Raw genomic sequence first — 24,864 nt, forward strand, 5'->3', positions numbered from 1 at the left:
GTATTCCGCTGCAAGGGAATAAAACCATGCGCCAGGCGTTGTCCCTTGCAACACCATGTCCGACACCGACCCCCGCGCCCAGATCATCAGCCTGCTGCCGCGCCTGCGCCGCTTTGCCCACGGGCTCACGCGCGACGGCCAGCAGGCCGACGACCTGGTGCAGTCGGCCTGCCTGAAAGCGCTGGAGCGCTGGCACCAGTACCAGGCCGACACCAACCTGGCGAGCTGGATGTTCCGCATTGTGCAGACCACCTGGCTCGACGAGTACCGCGCGCGCCAGCGGCACAAGACCGACGCCAACAGCGACGCGCTGCCCGAGCAGACCGGTGAAGACGGTCGCCAGGTGGTGGAGCGGCGCAGCGAACTGCGTGCCGTGCGCGACGCGCTGCAGCGCCTGCCCCAGGACCAGCGCGAGGTGCTGATGCTGGTCACCGTGGATGGGCTCACCTACCAGGAAGCGGCGCAGGCGCTCGGCATTCCCGCCGGCACGGTGATGAGCCGGCTGGCGCGCGCACGAATCAAACTGGCCAACGCGCTCTCCGGGAAAGGAGACTGACATGCACATCGATGATCAAACCCTGATCGCCTACCTCGACGGGCAGCTGCCTGATTCGGACTACGGCCCGGTGGAACAGGCCCTGGCCGAAAGCGAGGCGTTGCGCGAGCGACTGCAGGCGCTGGTGGACAGCGGCGAAATGGCCCGCCGCAGCTTCGACGCGGTGCTGCTGGAGCCGGTACCGCCTTCGCTGATCGCTGCCATCTGGCGCGCCCCCGACCCGCGTGCGCATCGGCCACCGGCGGGCGGCGCGGCGCGACCCGCCTCGCCGTGGCTGTGGCGGTTCTTCGGTGCATCCCCGAGGCCGCGCGTCTGGCCGGTGCTGGCTTCGGTGGTGTTGCTGGCGGTGGGCGCCGTGCTGAGCTGGCAGGTGCTGCAAACTTCAGAAGACGTGCGCTGGAGCTTGCGCGAAGGCCAGCCCGTGGTCGATCCCTCGCTTGCGCTGGCGCTCGAGGTCTCGCCGAGCGGGCGCGTGCTGCGCACCGCCAGCGGCGCGGTGGAAATTCTGGCCAGCTTCGAGCAGACCGGTGGTGGCCACTGCCGCGAATTCAACCGCACCACACCACGCGGCACGCGCGACGAGCTGGGCATTGCCTGCCGAACGCCCGCGGGTGAGTGGCAACTGGACTTTCTGCTGGCCGAGGAGCGGGAGGCCGATGGCGGCGCGTCGACCTACCAGACTGCCAGCGACCGCCAGCACGAAGCGGCCGACACCTTCCTGCGCCAGCGTGTGCAGCAGCCGGCCCTGGAGCCGGCCGAGGAAATGGCGCAGATCGCGCGCGGCTGGCAGCCCTGAGCGGGCTTCAGGCCGGCTGCACTCTCACCACGCGCGCCTCGCGGATCGGCAGGTGGATCAGCGCCGCACCCACGGCGAGCACGATGTCGATGTACCAGATCCAGTCGTAGCTGCCGGTGGACTCGAACACCTGACCACCGAGCCACGCCCCCAGGAAGCCGCCGACCTGGTGCGAGAGCATGACGATGCCGAACAGCATGGCCATGTTGCCGGTGCCGAAGAACTTGGCCACCAGGCCCACGGTGGGCGGGACGGTGGAAAGAAAGGTCAGGCCCATCACCGCCGCAAAGGTCAGCATCACCGCCTCGGTCTTGGGCGCGAGCAGGAACACCAGCACGGCAAGGGCGCGCGTGGCGTACACCAGCGAGAGCAGCGATTTCATGCGCCAGCGGCCCACGGCCCAGCCCATGGCCAGGCTGCCGATGATGTTGAACAGGCCGATGATGCCGAGCGCCCAGGCGCCCACCGGCGCGGGCAGACCGCAGGCCGCCACCACGCCGGGCAGGTGCGTAGCGAGAAAAGCAACGTGAAAACCGCAGACGAAAAAGCCGGCCGAGAGCAGCAGGTAGCTGGGATTCTTCAAGGCCTTGCCGATCGCCTCGCGCGCGGGCAAGGCCACAGGTGCCGGGGCAGCGCCGGCTTTGGCGGCCGGGCCCGGGCCGCGAAGCACCCAGGCTGCCGGCAGCGCCAGCAGCACGATCAGACCCAGCACCTGCAAGGCGTTGGCCCAGCCCAGACCGAGCGTCAGCGCGGCGGCCACCGGCGCCATGACGAACTGCCCGAACGAACCACCCGCGTTCACGATGCCGGTGGCCATGCCACGTCGCTCGGCGGGAATCAGCCGCGCGGTGGCGGCCATCAGCACCGAGGGCCCCGCCATGCCGGCACCGCCCGCCGCCAGCACGCCAATGGCCAGGATCAGGCCCCAGGTGGTGGTCATGAACGGCGTGATGAAGGTGCCCAGCGCCACCAGCGCAATGCCCACCAGCAGCACGCGCCCGGCGCCCACACGGTCGGCCACGGCCCCGGCGAAAGGCTGCGTGAGCCCCCACCACAGTTGCCCGAACGCAAACGCCAGACTGATGCTGCCCACGCCGAGGCCAGTGGCCGTGTTCAGCGGCGAGAGAAAGAAACCCATGGTCTGGCGCGTGCCCATGGTGAGCGCGAAGGCGCCGGCAGCGGCCAGCAGCACGAGCCACCAGACCATCGGCTGGTGTGAGGGGGGTGTTTCAGCTTTCATGCGTGTCCTCTTCGTGGAATGCGGCCAGACCCTGGTCCAGCAGATCGTGAAGGGCGGCCACCGTGGCGAGGCCCAGCTTGTCGTTCAACGCCAGTTGCGCGGCCTTCCAGCGGCGCTGTGCCTGCCGTCGCATCTCGCGCCCGGCTTCGGTGATGTGCACGAGGCGGCTGCGAGCGTCGGTCCCCGCCCCCATTTCCAGCCAGCCAGCGGCCACCATAGGCTGCAGGTTGCGCGTGAGCGTGGAGGCGCCCATGTCCATGCGCCGCGCCAGCTCCCCAGGGGCCAGCGGGCCAAGCCGGTCCACGTGGGCGAGCAACGAATACTGTGTGATCTTCAGTCCCGCGCCCGCAAGGTGCTGGTCGTAGTGCTGCGTGACGCGTCGGGTGAGCTGGCGCAACTTGAAGTTGGTGCAGCCCGATGGGGTTGGCGTTGTCGCCTGGGTGTCGATGGCCATCAGATTATTGTATCTACAATGATTGCATCTGCAAACCTGAGGACATGCCATGACGACGGAAGAAACCCTGGAGCTCTGGAACCGCGCGTACGAAGAGACGGTGCAGCGCATGAAAGCCGGCGCTGGCCCCGGCCTGGCGAGCCCGGCCGACTTTGCCGGTCTGAATGGCCTGCAGCAGATGCAGGCCATGCTCGAGGGCAGGTCGCCCTACCCGCACATCGCCGACACCATGGATTTTTCGCTGGTGGAAATCGGCGAGGGTCGGGCTGTGTTCCAGGGCACGCCCCAGCTCAAGCACTACAACCCACTGGGCTCGGTGCACGGCGGCTGGTACGCCACCCTGCTCGATTCGGCGGTGGGCTGCGCGATTCACACCGTGATGCCGGCAGGCCGCGCCTACACCACGGCAGAACTGAGCGTGAACATCGTGCGCGCCGCTTCCTTCAAGAGCGGCCCGCTGCGCGCCATCGGCACCGTGGTGCACGCCGGGCGGCAGCTGGCCACCGCCGAGGGCCGCATCGTCGGCGCCGATGGCAAGCTCTACGCGCATGCCACGACAACCTGCCTGGTTTTCGAGATGCCCGCAAAATAGCGCCCATGCGAATCCTCCACACCATGCTGCGCGTCGGCAACCTCCAGCGATCGATCGATTTCTACACGCAGGTGCTCGGCATGCAACTGCTGCGCACCTCGGAGAACCCCGACTACAAATACTCGCTGGCCTTCGTGGGTTACGAGGGCAACCCGGCGCAGGCGGAGATCGAACTCACGTTCAACTGGGGCACCGAGTCCTACGACATGGGCACGGCCTACGGCCACATCGCGCTGGGCGTGCCCGATGCCTACGCCGCCTGCGAAAAGATCAAGGCCGCCGGTGGCAACGTGACCCGCGAGGCCGGGCCGGTGAAGGGCGGCAGCACCGTCATCGCTTTCGTCACCGACCCCGATGGCTACAAGATCGAGTTGATCCAGCGCGCGGAAAGCGCGGGCGGCGCAGGCCTGCGTTGACGCGCTCCTCCACACGTAAACTCAAGCGGCGATGAACCTGCCGCTTCTCACCCTCGTCCTTCTCCCTTTTGCAGGCAGCCTGATCGCAGCGCTGCTGCCTTCCAACGCGCGCAACACCGAATCCACCCTCGCCGGCGCCATTGCGTTGTTCTGTGCCGTGCAGGCGGCCATGCTGTTTCCGGAGGTGTCCACCGGTGTCGTCATCCGGCAGGAGATCGTGTGGCTGCCCTCGCTGGGCCTGAACCTCGTGCTGCGCATGGACGGGTTCGCGTGGATGTTCTCCATGCTGGTGCTGGGCATCGGCGCGCTGGTGGTGCTGTACGCGCGCTACTACATGTCGCCCGCCGATCCGGTGCCGCGCTTCTTCTCGCTGCTGCTCGCCTTCATGGGCTCCATGAGCGGCGTGGTGCTTTCGGGCAACCTGATCCAGCTGGTTGTGTTCTGGGAACTCACCAGCGTGTTTTCTTTCTTGCTGATCGGTTACTGGCACCACCGCAAGGACGCGCGGCGCGGCGCGCGCATGGCCCTCACCGTGACCGGCACTGGCGGCCTGTGCCTGCTGGCCGGTGTGCTGGTGCTCGGACGCATCGTGGGCAGTTACGACCTGGACGTGGTGCTTGGCGCAGGCGACCTGGTGCGGGCACACCCGCTCTACAGCACGGCGCTGGTGCTGGTGCTGCTGGGCGCGCTCACCAAGAGCGCTCAGTTCCCTTTTCACTTCTGGTTGCCTCACGCCATGGCTGCACCCACGCCGGTGTCCGCCTACCTGCACTCGGCCACCATGGTGAAGGCGGGTGTGTTCCTGCTGGCGCGGCTGTGGCCGGTGCTGGCCGGTACGGATCAATGGTTCTGGATCGTGACCTGCTCGGGCCTGATCACGCTGCTCATCGGCGGGTTCGCGGCGACCTTCCAGCGCGACCTCAAGAGCCTGCTCGCGTACTCGACGATCTCGCACCTGGGCCTCATCACCACACTGCTCGGCCTCAACAGCCCGCTGGCTGCTGTGGCCGCCGTCTTTCACATCATCAACCACGCCACCTTCAAGGCGTCGCTGTTCATGGCGGTGGGCATCATCGACCACGAAACCGGCACGCGCGACATCCGCCGGCTCAGTGGCTTGCGGCGCTACATGCCGATCACCGCCACGCTCACCATGGTGGCGGGGGCGGCCATGGCCGGTGTGCCGCTGCTCAACGGGTTCATCTCCAAGGAAATGTTCTTCACCGAAGCCGTGTTCGTGAATGCGGCGCCCTGGTTCGAGCAGCTGCTGCCGGTCGCCGCCGTGATCGCTGGCGCGCTCAGCGTGGCCTATTCGCTGCGCTTCATTGTCGATGTCTTCTTCGGCCCGGACACCTGCAAACAACTGCCGCGCATGCCGCACGAGCCGCCCCACTGGATGCGCGTGCCCATCGAGCTGCTGGTGCTGGTCTGTCTGGTGGTGGGCGTGCTGCCGCAGTGGTCCATCCACGCCATTCTTGCGGCCGCCGCCACACCCGTGGTGGGCGGCATGCTGCCGGAGTTCGATCTCGCGGTGTGGCACGGTTTCAACCTGCCGCTGTGGATGAGCCTGCTTGCCATGGCGGGTGGCATTGCGCTCTTCCTGTTGTTGCGCAAGCCCCTGGAAGACGGGCGCATCACGCGCACACCGGTGCTCGGTCTGGTCAGCGGCAAGCGTGTGTTTGAAGGGCTGCTGGCACTGCTGACCGGCGCCAGCCGCCAGGCCATGCGCTTGCTCGCCACGCGGCGGCTGCAGATGCAGGTTCTGCTCTTGGTGGGGGTCACCGTGCTCGCCGCACTGGCCAGCGTGCGCATGGTGCACATCACCGAATGGCTCGCGGTCGGCAACCGCCCTTCACTGCCCTTCTCGCCCATGTTCGCGCTGCTGTGGATGGTGGGCGTGGGCGCCGCCATTGGGGCGTCGTGGCAGGCCAAGTACCACCGGCTAACCGCCCTGGCACTGCTGAGCGTCTCGGGCCTGGTCACGGTCGTCACCTTTGCGTGGTTCTCCGCGCCAGATCTCGCCTTGACACAACTGTCCGTGGAGGCTGTCACCACAGTGCTGATCCTGCTGGGTCTGCGCTGGTTGCCCAAGCGGTCGGAGGCGGTTGATCGCAGGCTGGCGCTGCGCAGGCGCGTGCAGACACGCGTGCGCCGTGGCCGCGATCTGCTGCTGGCACTGACCGCCGGTTTCGGCATGGCTGCGCTGTCCTACGCCGTCATGACGCGCAGCTTTCCCAAGAGCATTTCTCCTTTCTTCCTGGACCGCTCCTTGCCCGAAGGCGGGGGCACCAATGTCGTCAATGTGATGCTGGTGGATTTCCGGGGATTCGACACCCTGGGCGAGATCGCCGTGCTCGGCATCGTGGCGCTCACGGTGTATGCGCTGCTGCGGCGTTTCCGCCCCGCCCCCGAAAGCATGGACCTGCCTTCCCAGCAACGCGCCCTGCCGGCCGACCTGGCAACCGATCTCGTGAACGCGCAAACCGTGGCAGACACCGCGCACGGCTACCTGCTGGTGCCGGCGGTGCTGGTGCGCCTCATCCTGCCGATCGCAGGGGTGATCGGGGTCTACCTCTTCATGCGTGGCCACAACGAACCGGGCGGCGGCTTCGTTGCCGGTCTGGTGGTGTCCACCGCGTTCATCCTGCAATACATCGTGTCGGGCACACAGTGGGTTGAGGCCAACATGCGCCTGCCCCCCGTGCGCTGGATTTCCGCCGGTCTGCTGATCGCCACCGCCACGGGCCTGGGCGCCATCGTGATGGGCTACCCGTTCCTCACCACGCACACGGCGCACTTCACCCTGCCGCTGCTGGGCGAGATGCACGTGGCCAGCGCGCTCTTCTACGACATCGGCGTCTTCACCCTGGTGGTGGGCGCCACCCTGCTCATCCTCACGGCGTTGGGCCACCAGTCGGTGCGCGGCCACCGCCGCGTAACGTCCGACACCCGCGATGCTGGCGGCCAGGTGCCGGGAGAAGCCTGATGGAGATCGTGCTGGCCATTGCCATCGGCGTGCTCACCACCTGCGGCGTGTGGCTCATGCTGCGGCCACGTACTTACCAGGTCATCATGGGCCTGTGCCTGCTGGGCTATGGCGTGAACCTCTTCATCTTCAGCATGGGGCGCCTGGCGGTTGACAGCGAACCCGTGCTGTTGCCGGGCATGGCACCCAATCTGCTGAACTACGCCGACCCGATGCCCCAGGCACTGGTGCTCACCGCCATCGTCATCGGCTTCGCCATGACCGCGCTGTTTCTGGTGGTGATGCTGGCGCAGCGGGGCTTCTCGGGCAACGACCACGTGGACGGGCGCGACGACGACGAGGAACGCGGCCCATGATCGAACTGGCCGACGCCCTCATGCCGCACCTCATCGCGGTGCCCATCCTGCTGCCCTTGTTGTCGGCCTGTGTGCTCATGCTCCTCAGCGAGCGCCGGCATCGCATCAAGGCGACCTTCGGCCTGCTGGCCACTGCCGCCAACCTGGGGGTGGCGGTGCTGCTGCTGTTCTGGGCCAAGGACGACGTGCAGACCAGCGACTACGGCGTCTATCTGCCCGGCAACTGGGATGTGCCGTTCGGCATCGTGCTGGTGCTCGACCGCCTCTCCGCCCTGATGATCTTCGTGGCCGCGCTGGTGGTGCTGATGGCCCTGCTGTTTGCGCTGGCGCGCTGGCACAAGGCGGGCGCCCAGTTCCATCCGCTTTTCCAGATCCAGATCATGGGACTGAACGGTGCCTTCCTCACCGGCGACCTGTTCAACCTCTTCGTGTTCTTCGAGGTCATGCTCGCCGCGTCCTACGGCCTGCTGCTGCACGGCTCCGGGCCGGCACGCGTCAAGGCCGGGCTGCACTACATCACCATCAACCTTGTCGCGTCTTCGCTGTTCCTCGTGGGCGCCGCGCTCCTCTATGGCGTCACGGGCACGCTGAACATGGCGGACCTGGCCCTGCGCATCCCCGAGGTGGCGGCCAGCGACCGCGTGCTCCTGCACGCCGGCTGCGCCATCCTGGCCGCGGCCTTCCTCGCCAAAGCAGCCATGTGGCCGCTCAACTTCTGGCTCGTACCCGCTTACGCGAGCGCAAGCGCGCCATCGGCCGCCGTGTTTGCCCTGCTCACCAAAGTCGGCATTTACGTGCTGCTGCGCCTGTCCACCCTGCTGTTTTCGGAAGACGCGGGCGAGTCCGCAGGCTTCGGCAGCGACTGGCTGCTGTGGGGCGGCATGGCAACCCTCGCGTTTGGCGCCATCGGCATGCTGGCCACGCAACGCCCCGCCCGCCTGGGGGGCTTCGCGGTCATCGTGTCGTCCGGCACGATCATGGCGGTGCTGGGGCTGGCGCGGCCCGATGTCACCGCCAGTGCGCTCTACTACCTGGCCGTCTCCACCTTCGCGGTGGCCGCGTTTTTCCTGTTGATTGAACTGTTGGACCGCTCACGCCAGGACGATCCCGAGCGTGAGAGAGCGCCGGAAGACGAAGAAGACAACCTGCCCTTCTCGCTGGCAGAGCTCGAACTGCATGGCGCCAACCTGGACGAAGACGAAGAACCCCTGGTTGGCCGCGCCATCCCGGCCTCCACCGCGTTGCTGGGCATGGCATTCGTCTTCTGCACGCTCCTGCTGGCAGGTCTGCCGCCGCTCTCGGGCTTCGTGGGTAAGTTCGCCATGCTCTCCACCTTGCTGCAGTCGCCCGCCAGCACATTGCCCACCTCGAACTGGGTCTTCCTGTCGCTGTTGATCGCCTCGGGCCTGTTCGCGCTCACGGCCCTTTCGCGCGCCGGCATCCGCTTCTTCTGGGCGCCCGTGGATCGCCCTGCACCGGTCCTGCGCGTCATCGAATTCCTGCCCATTGCGCTGCTGGTGGCGCTGTGCGTGCTTTTCACCGTGCGCGCCGAGGTGGTGATGCGCTACACCAGCGCCACCGCCGCCGCGCTGTACCACCCGCGCGGTTACATCGACGCGGTTTTTTCCGCACGCCCGCTGGTCACCCCCACCAACGCCGAACGCCTGGGCGTGCCGCCACCGGGAATCAGCCGATGATCCGCCGCATCTTTCCGTCGCCGATTCTTTCTCTTGCGCTGGTGGCGCTCTGGATGCTGCTGAACGGCAGTTTCGGTCTCGGGCAGTGGATCATGGGTGTGCTGCTGGCCTGGCTGGTGCCCTACCTCACCCATTCGCTGCGCCCCACGCCGGTGCGGTTCAGCCACCCCATGACCGCGCTGCGCCTGTTCATCGCCGTCGGCGCAGACGTGATCGCCTCCAACCTGCGCGTGCTGCGCGGAACCATCGCTCCCACGAACCGGGTGCCACAGGGCGGCTTTGTCGTTGTGCCACTGGACCTGCGCGACGCGAATGGCCTGGCCGTGCTCGCGGCCATCATGTGTGTGATCCCGGGCACCATCTGGTCCGAGCTGGCGCTGGACCGCAGCGCCCTGCTGGTGCACCTGTTCGACATGAAAGACGCGCAGGCAGAGATCGAGCTGATCAAGCGCCGCTACGAACGCCCCCTGATGGAGATCTTTGAATGAGCACGGTGCTGTTTTCCGCCATCGTCTTCACGCTGTCCTGCTATTCACTGGCCATGGGCCTGACGCTGCTGCGCCTGTTTCGCGGGCCCTCGGCGCAAGACCGCGTGCTGGCCATGGACCTGATCTGCACCATCGTCATGCTCATGCTGATGGTGCTGGCCATTCGCTACCGCAGCGCGGTGTACTTCGAAGCCGCGCTGCTCATCTCCATCTTCGGCTTCGTGAGTTCGGCGGCGATGGCGAAATTCCTGCTGCGTGGTGAGGTGATCGAATGAGCACACCACTTTCCATCTGGGTGGAATGGTCGGTCTCCCTGCTGCTCGCCCTCAGCGGGGTGTTCACGCTCTCGGCGGCCGTGGGTGTCATCCGGTTCAAGAGCTTCTTCCAGCGCATGCATCCACCGGCACTCGCCTTCAGCTTTTCGGCCTGGTGCGTCACGCTGGCCACCATCGTCTATTTTTCAGCGCAGGACGAAAAGCTCGCGCTGCACGCCTGGCTGATCATCATTTTTCTCGCACTCACGGTGCCGGTCACCACCATCTTGCTGGCGCGCACCGAGCTTTTTCGGCGCCGCACGTCACAAGACACAGGGCATGACGACATCCCGCCTTCGCTGATTCACGATGTGGCAGCGCCGCCGGAGGCGCAGCAGGAGCAGAAGGCCCGCACGCCCTGAGAAAGCCCCGTTCAGGGCGCGATCATCACCTCGACGCGGCGCGCCTCGGCGTTGGCGCCTGTGCCGGTGGTCTGCTCTGGCTTGCGCAGTTCCATGGCGGTTTCCGCCACACCCGCACCCACCAGGGCATCGCGCACGACCATGGCGCGCTGCTTGGCCAGTTCGGCGTTGAATGCCGGGTCGCCAGTGGCGTCGTGGAAGCCCGACAGCGTCAGACGCTTGCCCGACTTCGCCGCCCGAATGGCGTCGGCCAGCGCGTCCAGCGCGCCGGGCGCAAGATCGGCCTTGCCGGAAGCAAAGTAGAACTTGACCACGCCGTTCTCCACCACCACGCTCGCATCGTCCCCCACCGGTGCGGCCACGGCAGCTGTAGTGGCTGGCGCGATGGCTGCCACGCTGGGCGAACCGGTCCCGCGAGACTTCTGGATGCCGAAGGCCACCGCAAGGCCAATGGCCAGCACGACGGCGACCATCAGCACGAAGGCCATAACGCGAAACTCGGGTTCGTCGTCCTGAGAAGACATGGGAAGCACTCCGTGAAGAATAATGGGCGGGAAACAGCCGACGATTGTAAATGCCCCCTCGCGACACCTTGAAGACACCGCCACGCGATCCCGCACTGCGCGACGGCGCGCTCATGATGGCCGATACGCTGGCGCAATGGCGCGCGCAGGGGCCGCGCCCCGATCTGTGGGTGTTCGCCTATGCCTCGCTGGTGTGGCGCCCCGAGTTTGAAGCCGCCGAACAGCGCCCGGCTCGCGTGCAGGGCTACCACCGCTGCCTGGAAATGTGGAGCCGCGTCAACCGCGGCACCTACGAGTGCCCCGGCCTGGTGTTCGCGCTCATGGCGGGCGGCAGCTGTGCCGGCCTGGCGCTTCGTGTGCCGCACGAACAGGTGGAAGCGCTCATGCCGGTGCTGTGGGCGCGCGAGATGCCGAACCCGGTTTACGACCCGCGCTGGCTGAAGTGCCAGACCCCGCAGGGCCCGGTGAGTGCACTGGCGTTCACGCTCTCGCGCCACAGCCCCAGCCACACCGGCACACTGAGCGACGAGCGCTACCGCGAGATTTTTTCCACTTCGTGCGGCCGCTACGGCACCACGCTCGACTACGCACGCCAGACCTTCGAGGGCCTGCTGCGCCACGGCATCCACGATCACGCGCTGGAGAAGCTGCTGCGACTTGCCGACACCGATGCCCCTCCTATACTGAGCCCATGAACATCGCCGACCTGCGCAAGAGCTACGAGAAAGCCGAACTCAGCGAGTCGGCTTCGCACCCTGATCCGATGAAGCAATTCGACCAATGGCTTCAGGAGGCCATCAGCAGCGAAGTACCCGAACCCAACGCCATGACCCTGGCCACCGTGGGTTCCGACTTGCGACCGAGCACGCGCGTGGTGCTGATCAAGGGCCTGGATGAGCGCGGCATCGTCTGGTACACCAATTACCACAGCCGCAAAGGCCAGGAGCTTGCCGGCAACCCGTTTGCAGCGTTGCAGTTCCACTGGGTCGAGCTCGAACGCGTGGTGCGCATCGAGGGGGTGGTGGAGAAGGTGAGCGACGAGGAAAGCGACGCCTACTTCCACAGCCGCCCGCTCGACAGCCGCATCGGCGCCTGGGCCAGCCCGCAGAGCGAAGTGATCGAAGGGCGCTCGGTGCTGGTGGCCAACGCCGCGAAATACGGCGCGCAGTTCCTGCTGCGCCCGCCACGCCCCCCGCACTGGGGCGGATACCGCCTCAAGCCCGAGCAATGGCAGTTCTGGCAGGGTCGCAAAAGCCGTCTGCACGACCGGCTGCGCTACACCGCACAAGCAGAAGGCGGCTGGCTGCGCGAGCGGCTCGCGCCCTAAGTCAACCCCCACTGCCTGCGAGCGGTGTCCCGCAGGAAATCAACCACGGCCCGCACACGCGCAGCGCCACGTCTTCCGGGCAGCGAGACCGCGTACATCGTGTAAGGCACGCCTGAAGCGAACGGCGCCAGCACCTCCACGAGCCGCCCACTGGCCACGTCTGCCGCCGCCAGCGGACACGACAACATGCCGATACCAGTTCCGGCCACCAGCGCGTGGTGCACCAGCGCCGACGTGCTGGCAGCAAGGTACGGCCGCACGGTCACGTCCATCTTCCGTCCAGCCTTGCGAAAGGCCCAGGTCACCGCGGGCCCCTGGGACGTGTGGGTGACGATCTGATGCAGAGGCAGCTCCTGAGGGTTCTCGGGCATGCCGTGCAGATGCAGGTACGCCGGCGCGGCGTACAGGCGGCGCTGGAACGAGCCCAACTCCCGGGCCACCACCGATTCGCTGTTGCCCACGGTCGTTCGAAGCGCCACATCGATACCATCCGTCACCAGATCGGCTACGCGGTCTTCAGCCACCAGCTCGACGCGCAACGCAGGGTGGAGGGTGCGCAGCCGGGTCAGCTCCGGCACGATCAGCTGTTCGCAGATTTCCTGGCTCGAGGCGATTCGAACGACACCCGCGACACGGTTCTTCTGCCGGGACAGCGCAGACGAAATGTCGTCGAAGCGTTCCAGCAGCTCACGCGCTTCCTGCGCCAGCTCGGCGCCTTCAGGGGTGGCCGACAAGCCATGCGTCGAGCGGCGCATCAGCGTGACGCCATAGCCGGCTTCCAGACGATCCACGCCACGCGTCACGACCGACACCGCCACGTCCAGCTCACGAGCGGCGGCAGAGAACGAGCCCAGGTCCAGCGAGCGAACCAGCCAGCGCAGATCGGAAGGGTCCGGCATGAAGTTTTTCATTCGATCGCCTTTGCGCTTGAAGCAAAACCAATTATGGCGCGCAAGGATTTCCCCGCCGCAACGCATTTTCTAAAGTGAAGGCACTCAACCACGAAAGGAAATCAGCCATGCCCATTCTCAACGTCAAAGTCTCGGCCCAACGCACGCCGGAATTGTCCGCGCACATCACCGAAACCCTGCTCGAACTCACCAGCCGTGTGCTGGGCAAACGCCGCGACCTGACCGCCGTGACCATTGACTATGTCGACCCCCGGGACTGGTTCGTCGGTGGCCAGTCACTCGACGAGCTGAAGAAGGCGAGCTTCTACTTCGACGTCAAGGTGGTGGACGAGACCAACACGAAGGCCGAGAAGGCGGCCTATGTGAAGGAGGCGTTCGCGGCCTTCGCCCAGCTGCTGGGCGACCTGCACCACGAGAGCTACGTCTATGTGCAGGACGTGCGGGCCACCGCCTACGGCTTCGGCGGGCGGACCCAGGAGTCCCGCCATCAGCATCCTGACCAATGAGAGGCATCACCCTGGAATTCGCAGCACGCGCTGATCCGCCACGGCCTGCAATTGCGCCGCGCTCACCAGCGAGCTTGCGATCTCGGCCAGCGGCACCACCACGAAGGCGCGCTCCCACATTCGTGGATGGGGCACGCTCAGGCGCGGTGAGTGAATGCGCCCTGCTCCGTACCGCAGCAGATCGAGGTCCAGCGTGCGCGGAGCGTTGCGGTAGGGTCGCTCACGACCGGCACGCTGCTCGATGGCCTGCAACGTATCCAGCAGAGCGGGTGCGCTGAGGGTCGTGGCGATCTCCGCCACGGCGTTGATGTAGTCGGGCCCGCTGGAATCGATGGGTGCCGTGCGGTAGAGGCTGGAGGCTTTCAGCACCCGAACGCCGGGAGCGGCGTCCAGCGATGTCAGTGCGTCGCGCAAGGTCTGCGCCGGCTCACCGAGGTTGGCGCCGAGGGCAATGAAGGCCGTGACCTCGGCTCGCAACACGACGCTTCAGTCGGTGGGACCGGCCTCGCCGGTGCCACCCTCGGCACGCCCCGCGCCCGAAGGCTTGCGGCGGCGACGGCGGCGCTTCTTCGCCGGCGCAGCACCGTCGGAGGGCACGACGTCTGCAGCATCGTCACCCGTCGACTCGGGCTCGTCGCCCTCGTCGTCGGCGGTGCGAAATCGCGGATCGGCCGCTGGCTCGTTGGACGGGTGATCCTCGTCGGTGCGCTTGACGCGACGCGCCTTGCTGGCGCCCGGCTTGGCCAGGTTCTCACGCCGTTGCGCGTCCACCATGTCTTCGCGCATGGCGTCGCTGGCGGTGCTGAAGGTTTCCCACCAGTGGGAGAGTTCTTCTTCCACCTCACCCACCTGGGCGCGCAGGCGAAGGAAATCGAAGCCGGCCCGGAACCGTGGCTGGTCGGCCAGGCTGAAGGGTGAGGTGCCCACGCGCTTGTCAAAGCGCGGTTGCATCATCCAGATCTCGCGCATGTCGGCGCCCAGCTTGCCCCGGCCCGACACATCGCCCACGCGCGCGTCGAAAGCGTCGTCCACCGCGTCCTGCAGGGCCGAAATGGGAGCAGGAGCACGCTGGCCCGGGCGCGGCTGCAGGCGCTGGGTCCAGCCCTTGCGCACATCGGCCCAGAGCACGCAGGCCAGCAGGAAACTGGGTGCCACCGGCTTGCTTTCGCCCACGCGGCGGTCGGTGTCCTGCAGTGCCAGCTTCACGAATTCGTCATCCGCGCGCTCCACCACCACGTCGAGCAGGGGGTAGATGCCGGTGCCCAGGCCCACGGCCTTGAGCTGTTCAATGCTGGCCAGCGCATGGCCGGTCTGCAGCAGCTTGAGCATTTCATCGAACAGGCGGCTCTGCGGCACGTCAGCCAGCAGCGTGCGCGAAGACGCCAGTGGCGCCAGCGTCTTGGGGTCGAAGGTGAAGCCCAGGTGGCTGAGCTTGGCGCCGAAGCGCACCGCGCGGATGATGCGCACCGGGTCTTCGCGGTAACGGGTGGCGGCATCGCCGATCATGCGCAGCGTGCGCTTCTTCGCGTCGCGGATGCCATGGTGAAAATCGACCACGGTCTGGGTTTCCGGGTCGTAGTACATGGCGTTGATGCTGAAATCCCTACGCGCCGCGTCCTGCTCGATCGGACCCCAGACGTTGTCGCGCAGCACGCGCCCGCTCGCGTCCACCGCGTGCTTCATGCCGGCGAGTTCGCCCTTGCTGGTGCGCTCGTTGCCAGCCACCTGCTCGGCGGCGGCGTTGTCCATGTAGGCGCGGAAGGTGGAGACCTCGATCACCTCGTGTTCGCGTCCGCGCCCGTAGACCACGTGCACGATGCGGAAGCGCCGGCCGATGATGAAGGCCCGGCGGAACAGGCCCTTGACCTGCTCGGGCGTGGCGCTGGTGGCGACATCGAAATCTTTCGGCCGCAGGCCAAGCAGCAGGTCGCGCACGGCGCCACCCACGAGGTAGGCGTCGAAGCCGGCCTGCTTGAGTGTGTGCACCACATCGAGGGCACGCTGGTCGACCAGGGAGCGGTCGATGCCGTGCACGGTGGCCGGCACGTCTTCACGCTTGCCAAACGGGTTCGCACGGCTTGTGCTGCTGGCGTCGCCCTTGCCCAGCAGCCTGTTGATGAATTTTTTGATCATTCGAATAGGTTCAATATGCGCCAGCCCCGTTCCAGGGCCAAGGCGCGCAGCCGGGCATCCGGTTGGGTGACCACGGGCTCGTGCACTTTTTCCAGCAGCGGCAGGTCGTTCATGGAGTCGCTGTAGAAGGTGCTGTGTTGCACGTCCGACCATTCCAGCCCGCGCGCAGCCAGCCATTGTTCCACACGCGCGACCTTCCCCTCCCGAAACGATGGCACGCCCCGGATCTCACCGGTCGGCTCGCCGCGTTCATCGGTCTGCAGCTCGATGGCAATGAGTTCGTCCACCCCGAAGGCCTGAGCGATCGGGCGGGTGACGAATTCGTTGGTGGCGGTGACGATGACCACCTGGTCGCCGGCGGCCTGATGCCCTCGCACCAGCTCGATGGCGGCCTCGGTCATGGCCGGTCGGATCACCTGCTGCATGAAGCGTTCGTGGGCACGGGCCGACTCTGCGCGCCCATGTTCACGCACGGCCTCGATGGCGAATCGCACGTAGCGGTGGATGTCGAGCGTGCCGGCTTTGTAGTCGTTGTAGAAGCCGTCGTTGGCCTCGGAGAAGCTGACGGCATCGCGCCAGCCGAGTTCCACGGTGAACTGGCCCCAGGCGTGGTCGGAATCGAGAGGAATCAGCGTGTGGTCGAGGTCGAAAAGCGCCAGTCTCATGAGGGATCGTTTTCCAGCATCGAGCGCAGCAGCGGGATGGTGATGGCGCGCTGGGTGCGCAGGGCGTAGGCGTCGAGCTGGTCGAGCAGCTGCATGAGGCTGGAGAGGTCGCGCGAAAAGCGGCTCAGCATGAAGTCCATGACGTCGTCGCCCAGAAAAACGCCGCGCTCGTCGGCGGCGCGCCGCAGCACGGCCCGGCGCTCGGCCTCGCCGAGCGCGTGCACCTGGAACACGTGGCCCCAGCCCAGGCGGGTGCGCAGGTCTTCACGCAGCCGCAAGTCGGCCGGCGGGCAGGAGGCGGCAGCCAGCACCCAGCGCGAAGGCCCAATGGCCGGGTTCTGGGCATTGACGAACCAGTTGAACGCGGCAGCCTGCTGGGTGGCGGTGTAGAGATGGCAGTCGTCCAGCAGGACCGCATCCCACTGGTCGTCGAACTCGCTCGGGTCGAGCGTGCCAGCGTCCATCCAGCCCACGCGACCGCCCTGCTCGCGCAGCGCCTCACGGGTGGCGCGCAGCAGGTGCGTCTTGCCGCAACCACTCTCGCCCCACAGAAAGGTGGGCACGGGGGAACGGGTGGGGTTGCTGGTCCAGAGCAGCAGGTGCTCCAGTGCGGCCTCGTTGCCGGCCGGGACAAAGTTCGACAGCAGGGGAACGGACGTCAGCCCGATGTCCAGCGCCATCTGTTTCATGGGAGCCGGCCCGGTGCTCATGAAAGCACCATGGCAAAGGTGGCTCGTGGCAAGTCAAAGGTCGTTGAAAAAGTCGGTGACATGGGGCTGGGTGGTGCATCGGCACGGGGATTGCACTTCCGCGGTGCCAGGGTCGAATTCTATCGGTGCCACCCCCCAGGGTAGTCCAAAGCCCTCAGGGTTCAGAGCAAGGCTTCCGACGGCAGCACATGCACGCCCGGCGCGCCCGCCAGCGCTGCCTGCAGCAGGTGGTGAGCGATGCGGTCGGCAGGCACCACACGGTAGCGCCGGGGCAGCAAGGGCTGCACCCATTGGGAAAGTCGAACCGCCAGCTGCTCGGCCGGCCGGCTTTCCTGCCGAACACCACCGATCAGGCCCGGGCGCACCAGGGTGAGCGAGGGGTAGCCCACCGCCTGCAGATCGCGCTCGGTTTCGCCCTTGGTGCGCGAATAGAACACCCGCGACGCGGTGTCGGCGCCGAGGGCGGAATTGAGGGCGAAGGCGCGGGCGCCGTGGCGGCGGGCCAGGTAGGCCACTTCCAGGGGGTGGTCGTGGTCCACCTTGTAGAAGGCGGCCTGCGAACCGGCCACGCGGATGGTGGTGCCCAGCGTGCACACCACCGCGTCCGCCCGCCACCATTCAGCGTCCTGCGGCAGCTGGTTGAAATCGACGACGGGATTGAGCAACTTCGGGTGCGGCACCAGCGATTTGCGCGTGGGTGCCACAACCTGTGCCACCCCCGGGTCGGCCAGTGCCTGTCGCAGGACATGACTGCCCACCAGTCCGGTGGCGCCCACCAGCAAGATTCGTTTCATGGGGGGTGAGACGGGGACGCCTCAGTTCATGGCCTTGCGCAACGCCTGCAGGCGTTGCACGGTGGCCTCGCGGTCCAGGGTGTCGTCCGCGTGTGCCACATAGGTTTCGAGGTCGGTCACAGCCAGTCGGAGCTCGCCCATTTCGGCCCAGGCCAGTCCCCGGTCGCGGTACTCGGACCAGGCTTCGGGCAGCAGGATGACCAGGCGGTCGAGCACCGCAATCAGGCGCAGCCAGTCTTCTTGCGTGCGGTGAATTTCCTTCAGGTTGCGCAGCAGCCGCGCCAGGATCTCACGCGGCGTGGCGGCCTGAAGGTAGAGACCCACCGGCACATCAAAATCGTCCACCAGACCGTTGCGGCGCTTGTAGGGCTCCAGCCGTTCCGACAGGTCTTCGCGGCTGAGCGACTGGCCGGTGAACGGGTCGATCACCACCTGCCCGTTGGGCAGGTTGACCTTGACCATGAAGTGTCCAGGAAAGTTGACGCCCCGCGCCTTCAGGCCCAGGCCATGCGCCAGTTCGAGCCACAGCACCGCCAGCGAGATCGGAATGCCCCGGCGAGTGCGCAGCACCGCGTTCAGGTAGCTGTTGTCGGGGTCGTAGTAGTTGTTGACGTTGCCGCCAAAACCCATGTCCCGGAAGAAAAACTGGTTGAGGCTGCGCAACCGCTGCAGAGGGCCGGCGTCGGCAGCGCAGCGGCGGCGAATGCGCGCGAGCATCTGGTCCACATCGCCCAGCACCTGCTGCACGTCCAGATCGGGGTACTCGTCCTGCGCGATGGAGGTGGCGGCCTCGAACAACGGCAAGGCTTCGTCGTCCCCTACCAGAGCGGCGAAGTAGCCAAGCGGGCTGGCCTCGGGAATGTCGTAGGGGTAAGACATGGTGGGCGGTCGCGCGAAAGCCGCAGGTTACGTCATTTTCTGAGGAACTGGCGCAAGTTCAAACCCGACATCAGCAGGGTGAGGAAATAGACCAACACCGCGCCAAAGATGCTGAGCGTCAGCAGGCTCACCCGGCGCAGGGCCTGGCCTTCAAAACCGAGCCAGTTCACGCTGGTTGCCACCCACATCAGGAACACGGCAAGCAGGGCGCTGGCCGCCACCACCTGCAAGGCGAAACGCGGCCATCCGGGCGATGGTTTGTAGGCGCCCCGCCGCAGGAGCCCCGCCAGCAGCAGCAACGCGTTGACGATGGCTCCGATGCCGATGGCCAGGGCCAGCCCGGCGTGTGCCAGGCGAGGCACCAGCAGCACGTTCAGTATTTGTGTGAGCACCAGCACCAGGATGGCGATCTTCACGGGCGTTCGGATGTCCTGCCGGGCATAGAACCCGGGCGCCAGCACCTTGATGGCAATCAGGCCGATGAGGCCGGCACCGTAGCCCATGAGCGCGGCGGCGGTGCGCTGTACGTCGGCGTCGGTGAAGGCGCCGTAGTCGTAAAGCACCGCCACCAGCGGTTGGGCAAACGTGAGCAGCGCTACGGCGCAGGGCACGGCCAGCAGCACCACCAGGCGCAGGCCCCAATCCAGCAGGCCGCTATAGCGCTCGGTGTCGTCCGCCGCCTTGGCCGCCGCCAGTTGCGGCAGCAGCACCACGCCCAGCGCCACGCCCAGCAAGGCGGTGGGGAACTCCATGAGGCGGTCGGCGTAGGTGAGCCAGCTCACACTCCCCACCGCCAGGTGCGAGGCAATCTGCGTGTTGATCAGCAGCGAAATCTGCGCCACGCTCACGCCCAGCAGGGCGGGCAGCATCAGGGTGGTCACCCGCCGGGTGCCGGGGTGGCTCCAGGCCGCCTTCAGGCCCGACCAGCGCAGGCTCACGCGCGGCAGCAGGCCCAGACTGCGCAGCGCCGGAATCTGGACGCCGAGCTGCAGGGCGCCGCCGAGCAGCACGCCGCCGGCCATGGCAAAGATGGGTTCGATGCCGATCGATCCGAACCACGGCGCGCCCCAGGCGGCGGCGGCGATCATGGCCACATTGAGCAGCACCGGTGTGGCGGCGGGCACGGCAAAGCGCTTCCAGGTGTTGAGAATGCCGGCCGAGAGCGCCACGAATGACATGAACGCGATGTAGGGGAACATCCAGCGGGTCATGAACACCGCGGCGTCGAAGCCCTGGTCGTCCAGGCCGCTGGCCATGGCCCAAACCAGCACCGGCGCGCCCAGCACACCCAGCACACTGGTGACCATGAGCGCCCAGGCCAGCACCGTGGCGATCTGATTAACCATGTGGCGTGTGGCCTCATCGCCGTCTTTTTCTCGCGCGCCGGCCAGCACTGGCACAAAAGCCTGGCTGAAAGCGCCCTCGGCGAACAGCCGGCGCAGCAGATTGGGAATGCGGAAAGCGACGTTAAAGGCGTCGGTGAGCGCGCTGGCGCCAAACGTGGCCGCCATCAGCAGTTCGCGCACCAGGCCCGTGATGCGCGAGGCGAGCGTCAGCAGGGAGACGAGGGAGGCGGACTTGAACAGGGTCACGGCGCGAGTGTAACGACCCGGCCCTGTGCCCTGACGGCCAGCATTGCCCGAACCCGCGCCCGTGCTAAAATCGCGGGCTTTGCTGGCATCATCCCCAAACATCTGAAGGAACTTCACCATGGCAACCAAGCCGAAGAAAAAGAACCCCCGCCTGGCGTCTGGCCGCAAACGCGCCCGCCAGGACGTCAAGCTCAATGCAGCCAATACCTCGCTGCGCTCCAAATACCGCACCGCCGTCAAGAACGTTGAAAAAGCCGTTCTGACCGGTGACAAGGCCAAGGCCACCGAACTGTTTGCCAAGATGCAGCAGGTCGTGGATATCGTGTCCGACAAGGGCATCTTCCACAAGAACAAGGCCGCACGCGACAAGAGCCGCCTGTCGGCCAAGGTCAAGGGCATCGCAGCAGCCGCTGCCGCCTGACACCCCCGGCCTGACTTGTTCAGGCCACCAGCCCGGGCCGAAACGCCCGCCGTTTGAAACGGGTGCGCTGCCAGCAAAAGCAAAAAAGCCGTCGCAAGACGGCTTTTTTGCGTCCAGCCCTTCTTCAGGGCATGGGCGGGGTATCGGGAAGGAGGCAGGCTTCTGCCACCTGGAGGCGGTTGTCCCGTGCGAAGTGCATGACGAAATCCCACGCCATGGGTTCGGCTTCCTTCAGGTCCACATGCACCACCACGCACTTGATGCCGTTGATGGTGTTGGGCACGCACCAGGGGGAATAGCTCAGATGGCTGCCGGGCGTGGCGCCGCCGGGGCGAAACGGGCTCATCACACCAGCCAGGCGCTCGGCCCAGTCGCTCGGGCGAAACGTGCGTCCATCCTGGGTGATGCCTTGAATGAAAACTTGTTTGGCTGTGGGTGAAACCATCGGGGGAGAAGCCTTCGGATGGAGGGCCTGCAGGGGAGAAAACCACCAGCGAATGAGGATCGCTCGCGCGCCGGTAGCCGGGAGGTATTCTATCTTATATAAGACTCAAGCTCAGGGATTACCCGCCCCCTGGCACGGCGAGCCGCCGGCATGGCAGCGATGCCCAACAAGCAATGATGATGCCCGGCGCTGCCCCTAAAATCGCGCTTCGACGGCTCAACCTGCGTTGGGCCGCTTCTTTTTCTGGCAACCAAGCCGTTTTCCCACCGGAGTCTCCGCATGAACGCCGCCCTGAATCCCGTCGCCTCGCCCCACGTGATGAACACCTACGGCCGCCTGCCGATCGCGATGTCGCATGGCCGTGGCTGCCGCCTCTGGGACACGAACGGCAAGGAATACCTGGACGCGCTGGGCGGCATTGCGGTCAACACCCTGGGCCATGGCCACCCCAAACTGGTGCCTGCCCTGCAGGACCAGATCGCCAAGCTGATCCATTCCAGCAACTATTACCACGTGCCCAACCAGGAAGTGCTGGCCCAGATGCTGGTGGAGCGCTCGGGCATGACGAATGTGTTTTTCTGCAGCACCGGCCTGGAGGCCAACGAAGCTGCCCTGAAGCTGGCGCGCAAGTACGGGCACGACAAGGGCATCGAACGCCCGGAAATCGTGGTGTATGAAAAGGCCTTCCACGGCCGCTCCATCGCCACGCTGTCGGCCACCGGCAACCCCAAGGTGCAGGCCGGCTTCGGGCCGCTGGTGGAAGGCTTCATCCGCGTACCGCTGAACGATGTGGAATCGCTCAAGAAGGCCACCGCCGGCAACCCCAACGTGGTGGCTGTGTTCTTCGAGACCATTCAGGGCGAAGGCGGCATCAACCCGATGCGCTCGCAGTACCTGAAAGACGTGCGCGCCCTGTGCGACGCCAACGACTGGCTGCTGATGATCGACGAAGTGCAGTGCGGCATGGGTCGCACCGGCAAGTGGTTCGCGCACCAGTGGGCCGGCATCGTGCCCGACGTGATGCCCCTGGCCAAAGGCCTGGGCTCGGGCGTGCCGATTGGCGCGGTGGTGGCCGGCCCCAAGGCCGCCAACATCTTCCAGCCCGGCAACCACGGCACCACCTTTGGCGGCAATCCGCTGGCCATGCGCGCGGGGGTGGAAACCATCCGCATCATGGAAGAAGACGGCCTGCTGGAGAACGCCGCGCGCGTGGGCGAGCACCTGCGCGCCGCGCTCGAGAAAGGCCTGGCAGGCAAGGCAGGCGTGAAAGAAATTCGCGGCCAGGGCCTGATGATCGGCATCGAGCTCACCAAGCCCTGCGGCGTGCTCACGCAGCGAGCGGCAGACGCCGGCCTGCTGCTCTCGGTCACGGCCGACAGTGTGATCCGCCTCGTGCCGCCACTGATTCTGACCACGTCCGAGGCCGACGAGGTGGCGGGCATCCTGATGCCGCTGATCCACGCCTTCCTGGCCGAATGACGCCCACGCCATGAGTTCGATCAAGCACTACCTGCAGTTCAAGGACCTCGACGCCAGCGAATGCGCCTATGTGTTCGAGCGCGCCGCCTTCATCAAGCGCAAGTTCAAGGCGGTGGAGAAATACCAGCCCTTCGCCGACCCCGACCGCACGCTGGCCATGATCTTCGAGAAGGCCAGCACGCGCACCCGAGTGAGCTTTGAAGCCGGCATGTACCAGATGGGCGGCTCGGTGGTGCACCTCACCACCGGCGACAGCCAGCTGGGCCGTGCCGAGCCCATCGAAGACAGCGCGCGCGTGATCAGCCGCATGGTCGACCTGGTGATGATCCGCACCTACGAGCAGAGCAAGATCGAATCGTTTGCGGCGCACTCGCGCGTGCCGGTCATCAACGGCCTCACCAACGAGTTTCATCCCTGCCAGATCCTGGCCGACATCTTCACCTTCATCGAGCACCGTGGCTCCATCAAAGGCAAAGTGGTGGCCTGGGTGGGTGACGGCAACAACATGGCCAACACGTGGCTGCAGGCCGCCGAGCTGCTGGGCTTCACCGTGCACGTGAGCACACCCGGCGGCTACGAGGTGGACCCGGTGCTCGCCGGCGTGAAGGACCGTGGCTGCTACAAGGTCTTCAAGGACCCGCGCGAAGCCTGCGCTGGCGCCGACCTGGTGACCACCGATGTGTGGACCAGCATGGGCTTCGAGGCCGAGAACGAAGCGCGTCGCAAGGCCTTTGCCCAGTGGTGCGTGGACGAGAACATGATGCGTGCGGCCAAGGCTGACGCGCTCTTCATGCATTGCCTGCCCGCGCACCGTGGCGAAGAGGTGAGCGCCGAAGTGATCGACGGGCCGCAATCCGTGGTGTGGGACGAGGCCGAGAACCGCATGCACGCACAGAAGGCGCTTATGGAATACCTGCTGCTCGGCCGTCTGGCTTGATGCAGGCCCTGCTCGACGCCATCGCGCGCATCGAACCGTCGAGCGATGCCCGGCGCGTCTTTCACGGCCGGGGTGGGCTCCACCCAGGCTGCGAAGCGTGGTCGCTCGACGCGTTCCCGCCCGTGTGGCTTTTCACCAGTTTTCAGCCGGTGGCCGACGACACGCTCGCCACCATTCACCACGCGCTGACCGAGCGATGGGCGCAGATTGCACCCGGCGAGCCGCTGAACTGGGTGTTCCAGTGCCGGCACGAAAGCCAGCCCACGACGCGGCTGATGGCAGGCGTTGTGCCTGAGCCCCATGTGGTGACCGAGCGCGGCGCGCGCTACCTGGTGCACCTGCAGAAGGGCCAGAACCACGGCCTGTTTCTCGACATGGCCGAAGGGCGGCAGTGGGTGCGCGAGCACGCCGACGGCCAGAAGGTGCTGAACCTGTTTGCCTACACCTGCGCGTTTTCGGTGGTGGCGCTGCTGGGTGGCGCGAAGCAGGTGGTGAACGTGGACATGAGCGGTGGCGCCATGGCGCTGGGCCAGCAGAACCATCCGCTCAACGGCCTCACGGCCGGCGCGAGTTTTCTGAACCACGACATCTTCAAGACCTGGGGCCGCATCACGCGCGGTGGGCCGTATGGCATTGTCATCGTCGACCCGCCGAGCTTCCAGAAGGGCAGCTTTGTGGCCACCAAAGACTACGCCCGCCTCATGCGCCGTCTGCCCGAGTTGCTGCGGCCCGATGGCCGCCTGCTGCTGTGCCTGAACGCGCCGGAGCTGGGCACGGCCTTCCTGATGGACCAGATGCGCGAGTGCGCACCGGAACTCATCTTCGAGCAACGCCTGCCCAACCCCGAGGTGTTTGCAGACGTGTCCCCCGAGCGCGCTTTGAAGGTGCTGGTGTTTCGCGCACCACCTGTGAACCGGGAACCAGCATGAGCGCGTGCACCACCTGCGGCGCCTGCTGCGCCTGCTTTCGCGTCGACTTCTCCGTGCACGAGACTCAGGCCATGGGGGGCAGCGTGCCCGACGGCCTGGCGGTGGAGGTGAACGACACCCTCGCGCGGATGCGCGGCACCGACCATTCGCCACCCCGCTGCGCGGCGCTCAGCGGCAAGGTGGGACAAAAGGCCACCTGCGGCATTTACGAATGGCGCCCCTCGCCGTGCCGCGAGTTCGAAGAAGGCAGCGACGCCTGCACCCGCGCGCGCCAGCGCCACGGCATGCCGCCGGTGGTCAGCGCGTTCTGAAGTTTTTGCCCCCTGTTGGGATTAACCGACACCACGGTTTTTTT

The 24,864-nt window shown here is 66.5% G+C and carries 30 protein-coding genes; 18 read left to right on the forward strand and 12 right to left on the reverse strand.

The genetic code is table 11. From position 1 onward, the window contains the following. Nucleotides 1-55 precede the first annotated feature (55 nt). On the forward strand, nucleotides 56-556 hold the full coding sequence (locus CAP37_RS13015) for an RNA polymerase sigma factor (protein ID WP_086124550.1): 501 nt from the start codon (nucleotides 56-58) through the stop codon (nucleotides 554-556). Between the two features lies 1 nt (nucleotide 557). Beyond that, entirely contained in the window at nucleotides 558-1,352 is a 795-nt protein-coding gene (locus tag CAP37_RS13020) for a hypothetical protein (protein WP_086124551.1), read from the forward strand. Nucleotides 1,353-1,359: 7 nt separating this feature from the next. On the opposite strand, the gene CAP37_RS13025 is transcribed toward CAP37_RS13020, so the two are convergent. Then, entirely contained in the window at nucleotides 1,360-2,592 is a 1,233-nt protein-coding gene (locus tag CAP37_RS13025) for an MFS transporter (RefSeq protein ID WP_086124552.1), read from the reverse strand. Then, nucleotides 2,582-3,046 (reverse strand): MarR family winged helix-turn-helix transcriptional regulator, encoded by a 465-nt coding sequence (locus tag CAP37_RS13030; RefSeq protein ID WP_086124553.1) that lies wholly within the window; start codon nucleotides 3,044-3,046, stop codon nucleotides 2,582-2,584. Before CAP37_RS13030 ends, CAP37_RS13025 begins: the two co-directional genes overlap by 11 nt. Before the next feature lie 49 nt (nucleotides 3,047-3,095). Here CAP37_RS13030 and CAP37_RS13035 point away from each other — a divergent pair, with 49 nt between their 5' ends. The 8 genes from CAP37_RS13035 to CAP37_RS13070 are packed head-to-tail and all read left to right on the forward strand — an operon-like array spanning nucleotide 3,096 to nucleotide 10,257. Continuing rightward, nucleotides 3,096-3,638 (forward strand): PaaI family thioesterase, encoded by a 543-nt coding sequence (locus tag CAP37_RS13035; RefSeq protein ID WP_086124554.1) that lies wholly within the window; start codon nucleotides 3,096-3,098, stop codon nucleotides 3,636-3,638. 5 nt (nucleotides 3,639-3,643) lie between these two features. Then, nucleotides 3,644-4,054 carry a lactoylglutathione lyase gene (gene gloA / locus CAP37_RS13040; RefSeq protein WP_086124555.1) on the forward strand — a complete coding sequence of 137 codons (411 nt, stop codon included), beginning with the start codon at nucleotides 3,644-3,646 and terminating at the stop codon, nucleotides 4,052-4,054. Between the two features lie 37 nt (nucleotides 4,055-4,091). Continuing rightward, nucleotides 4,092-7,040 carry a monovalent cation/H+ antiporter subunit A gene (locus CAP37_RS13045; RefSeq protein ID WP_218776868.1) on the forward strand — a complete coding sequence of 983 codons (2,949 nt, stop codon included), beginning with the start codon at nucleotides 4,092-4,094 and terminating at the stop codon, nucleotides 7,038-7,040. Continuing rightward, nucleotides 7,040-7,396: a Na+/H+ antiporter subunit C gene (locus CAP37_RS13050; RefSeq protein WP_086124557.1), complete on the forward strand. Its 357-nt coding sequence runs from the start codon at nucleotides 7,040-7,042 to the stop codon at nucleotides 7,394-7,396. The genes CAP37_RS13045 and CAP37_RS13050 overlap by 1 nt, the downstream gene beginning before the upstream one ends. After that, on the forward strand, nucleotides 7,393-9,093 hold the full coding sequence (locus CAP37_RS13055) for a monovalent cation/H+ antiporter subunit D (RefSeq protein ID WP_086124558.1): 1,701 nt from the start codon (nucleotides 7,393-7,395) through the stop codon (nucleotides 9,091-9,093). The genes CAP37_RS13050 and CAP37_RS13055 overlap by 4 nt, the downstream gene beginning before the upstream one ends. Further along, the gene (locus tag CAP37_RS13060) at nucleotides 9,090-9,581 is read left to right on the forward strand and encodes a Na+/H+ antiporter subunit E (protein ID WP_086124559.1); all 492 of its coding nucleotides are present in this window, start codon (nucleotides 9,090-9,092) and stop codon (nucleotides 9,579-9,581) included. Before CAP37_RS13055 ends, CAP37_RS13060 begins: the two co-directional genes overlap by 4 nt. Next, the gene (locus tag CAP37_RS13065) at nucleotides 9,578-9,856 is read left to right on the forward strand and encodes a K+/H+ antiporter subunit F (protein ID WP_086124560.1); all 279 of its coding nucleotides are present in this window, start codon (nucleotides 9,578-9,580) and stop codon (nucleotides 9,854-9,856) included. Before CAP37_RS13060 ends, CAP37_RS13065 begins: the two co-directional genes overlap by 4 nt. Then, nucleotides 9,853-10,257, forward strand: a complete 405-nt coding sequence (locus CAP37_RS13070) for a Na+/H+ antiporter subunit G (RefSeq protein WP_086124561.1) — start codon at nucleotides 9,853-9,855, stop codon at nucleotides 10,255-10,257. The genes CAP37_RS13065 and CAP37_RS13070 overlap by 4 nt, the downstream gene beginning before the upstream one ends. A gap of 11 nt (nucleotides 10,258-10,268) precedes the next feature. Here the strand turns inward: CAP37_RS13070 and CAP37_RS13075 are convergent, their stop codons facing one another. After that, complete coding sequence (locus tag CAP37_RS13075; RefSeq protein ID WP_086124562.1) at nucleotides 10,269-10,781, reverse strand: OmpA family protein; 513 nt, start codon at nucleotides 10,779-10,781, stop codon at nucleotides 10,269-10,271. Nucleotides 10,782-10,831: 50 nt separating this feature from the next. On the opposite strand from CAP37_RS13075, the gene CAP37_RS13080 reads away from it, so the two are divergent. Both CAP37_RS13080 and pdxH read left to right on the forward strand, forming a co-directional pair. Next, nucleotides 10,832-11,476 (forward strand): gamma-glutamylcyclotransferase, encoded by a 645-nt coding sequence (locus CAP37_RS13080; RefSeq protein WP_086124563.1) that lies wholly within the window; start codon nucleotides 10,832-10,834, stop codon nucleotides 11,474-11,476. Then, a complete protein-coding gene (pdxH, locus tag CAP37_RS13085) occupies nucleotides 11,473-12,108 on the forward strand; it encodes a pyridoxamine 5'-phosphate oxidase (RefSeq protein WP_086124564.1) in 636 nt (211 codons plus the stop codon). Before CAP37_RS13080 ends, pdxH begins: the two co-directional genes overlap by 4 nt. Here the strand turns inward: pdxH and CAP37_RS13090 are convergent. Further along, complete coding sequence (locus CAP37_RS13090) at nucleotides 12,105-13,007, reverse strand: LysR family transcriptional regulator (protein ID WP_256926962.1); 903 nt, start codon at nucleotides 13,005-13,007, stop codon at nucleotides 12,105-12,107. The two genes, pdxH and CAP37_RS13090, sit on opposite strands and share 4 nt — an antisense overlap. 119 nt (nucleotides 13,008-13,126) lie before the next feature. Between CAP37_RS13090 and CAP37_RS13095 the strand changes: the two genes are divergently transcribed. Further along, a complete protein-coding gene (locus CAP37_RS13095; protein WP_086124566.1) occupies nucleotides 13,127-13,525 on the forward strand; it encodes a 4-oxalocrotonate tautomerase family protein in 399 nt (132 codons plus the stop codon). A 6-nt stretch (nucleotides 13,526-13,531) separates the two neighbouring features. On the opposite strand, the gene folK is transcribed toward CAP37_RS13095, so the two are convergent. The 7 genes from folK to murJ form a co-directional block, all read right to left on the reverse strand. Beyond that, nucleotides 13,532-14,002 carry a 2-amino-4-hydroxy-6-hydroxymethyldihydropteridine diphosphokinase gene (folK, locus tag CAP37_RS13100; RefSeq protein ID WP_218776869.1) on the reverse strand — a complete coding sequence of 157 codons (471 nt, stop codon included), beginning with the start codon at nucleotides 14,000-14,002 and terminating at the stop codon, nucleotides 13,532-13,534. Nucleotides 14,003-14,011: 9 nt separating this feature from the next. Beyond that, nucleotides 14,012-15,658 carry a polynucleotide adenylyltransferase PcnB gene (gene pcnB, locus CAP37_RS13105; RefSeq protein ID WP_086124568.1) on the reverse strand — a complete coding sequence of 549 codons (1,647 nt, stop codon included), beginning with the start codon at nucleotides 15,656-15,658 and terminating at the stop codon, nucleotides 14,012-14,014. Then, complete coding sequence (locus tag CAP37_RS13110; protein ID WP_086124569.1) at nucleotides 15,655-16,323, reverse strand: HAD family phosphatase; 669 nt, start codon at nucleotides 16,321-16,323, stop codon at nucleotides 15,655-15,657. Before CAP37_RS13110 ends, pcnB begins: the two co-directional genes overlap by 4 nt. Next, nucleotides 16,320-17,012, reverse strand: a complete 693-nt coding sequence (gene hda, locus CAP37_RS13115; protein ID WP_086124570.1) for a DnaA regulatory inactivator Hda — start codon at nucleotides 17,010-17,012, stop codon at nucleotides 16,320-16,322. The genes CAP37_RS13110 and hda overlap by 4 nt, the downstream gene beginning before the upstream one ends. A gap of 182 nt (nucleotides 17,013-17,194) precedes the next feature. Then, the gene (locus CAP37_RS13120; RefSeq protein ID WP_086124571.1) at nucleotides 17,195-17,827 is read right to left on the reverse strand and encodes an NAD-dependent dehydratase; all 633 of its coding nucleotides are present in this window, start codon (nucleotides 17,825-17,827) and stop codon (nucleotides 17,195-17,197) included. 21 nt (nucleotides 17,828-17,848) lie between these two features. Further along, entirely contained in the window at nucleotides 17,849-18,706 is an 858-nt protein-coding gene (locus CAP37_RS13125) for a SirB1 family protein (RefSeq protein WP_086124572.1), read from the reverse strand. 32 nt (nucleotides 18,707-18,738) lie between these two features. Beyond that, nucleotides 18,739-20,298 carry a murein biosynthesis integral membrane protein MurJ gene (murJ, locus tag CAP37_RS13130; RefSeq protein ID WP_086124988.1) on the reverse strand — a complete coding sequence of 520 codons (1,560 nt, stop codon included), beginning with the start codon at nucleotides 20,296-20,298 and terminating at the stop codon, nucleotides 18,739-18,741. Between the two features lie 118 nt (nucleotides 20,299-20,416). Here murJ and rpsT point away from each other — a divergent pair, with 118 nt between their 5' ends. Continuing rightward, the gene (rpsT, locus tag CAP37_RS13135; RefSeq protein ID WP_086124573.1) at nucleotides 20,417-20,719 is read left to right on the forward strand and encodes a 30S ribosomal protein S20; all 303 of its coding nucleotides are present in this window, start codon (nucleotides 20,417-20,419) and stop codon (nucleotides 20,717-20,719) included. Nucleotides 20,720-20,843: 124 nt separating this feature from the next. Here rpsT and CAP37_RS13140 read toward each other — a convergent pair whose 3' ends face one another. Then, complete coding sequence (locus tag CAP37_RS13140; RefSeq protein ID WP_086124574.1) at nucleotides 20,844-21,164, reverse strand: DUF3579 domain-containing protein; 321 nt, start codon at nucleotides 21,162-21,164, stop codon at nucleotides 20,844-20,846. Between the two features lie 279 nt (nucleotides 21,165-21,443). Here CAP37_RS13140 and CAP37_RS13145 point away from each other — a divergent pair, with 279 nt between their 5' ends. The 4 genes from CAP37_RS13145 to CAP37_RS13160 are packed head-to-tail and all read left to right on the forward strand — an operon-like array spanning nucleotide 21,444 to nucleotide 24,820. Then, nucleotides 21,444-22,643, forward strand: coding sequence for an aspartate aminotransferase family protein (locus tag CAP37_RS13145; RefSeq protein ID WP_086124575.1), 1,200 nt, complete (start codon nucleotides 21,444-21,446; stop codon nucleotides 22,641-22,643). 10 nt (nucleotides 22,644-22,653) lie between these two features. Next, complete coding sequence (gene argF / locus CAP37_RS13150; RefSeq protein WP_086124576.1) at nucleotides 22,654-23,580, forward strand: ornithine carbamoyltransferase; 927 nt, start codon at nucleotides 22,654-22,656, stop codon at nucleotides 23,578-23,580. Beyond that, a complete protein-coding gene (locus tag CAP37_RS13155) occupies nucleotides 23,580-24,509 on the forward strand; it encodes a class I SAM-dependent methyltransferase (RefSeq protein ID WP_086124577.1) in 930 nt (309 codons plus the stop codon). Before argF ends, CAP37_RS13155 begins: the two co-directional genes overlap by 1 nt. After that, nucleotides 24,506-24,820 carry a YkgJ family cysteine cluster protein gene (locus tag CAP37_RS13160; protein ID WP_086124578.1) on the forward strand — a complete coding sequence of 105 codons (315 nt, stop codon included), beginning with the start codon at nucleotides 24,506-24,508 and terminating at the stop codon, nucleotides 24,818-24,820. The genes CAP37_RS13155 and CAP37_RS13160 overlap by 4 nt, the downstream gene beginning before the upstream one ends. The last annotated feature ends 44 nt before the right edge of the window (nucleotides 24,821-24,864 follow it).

Source organism: Hydrogenophaga sp. IBVHS1 (genome assembly GCF_002127265.1).
In the GTDB taxonomy this organism is placed as follows: domain Bacteria; phylum Pseudomonadota; class Gammaproteobacteria; order Burkholderiales; family Burkholderiaceae_C; genus Hydrogenophaga.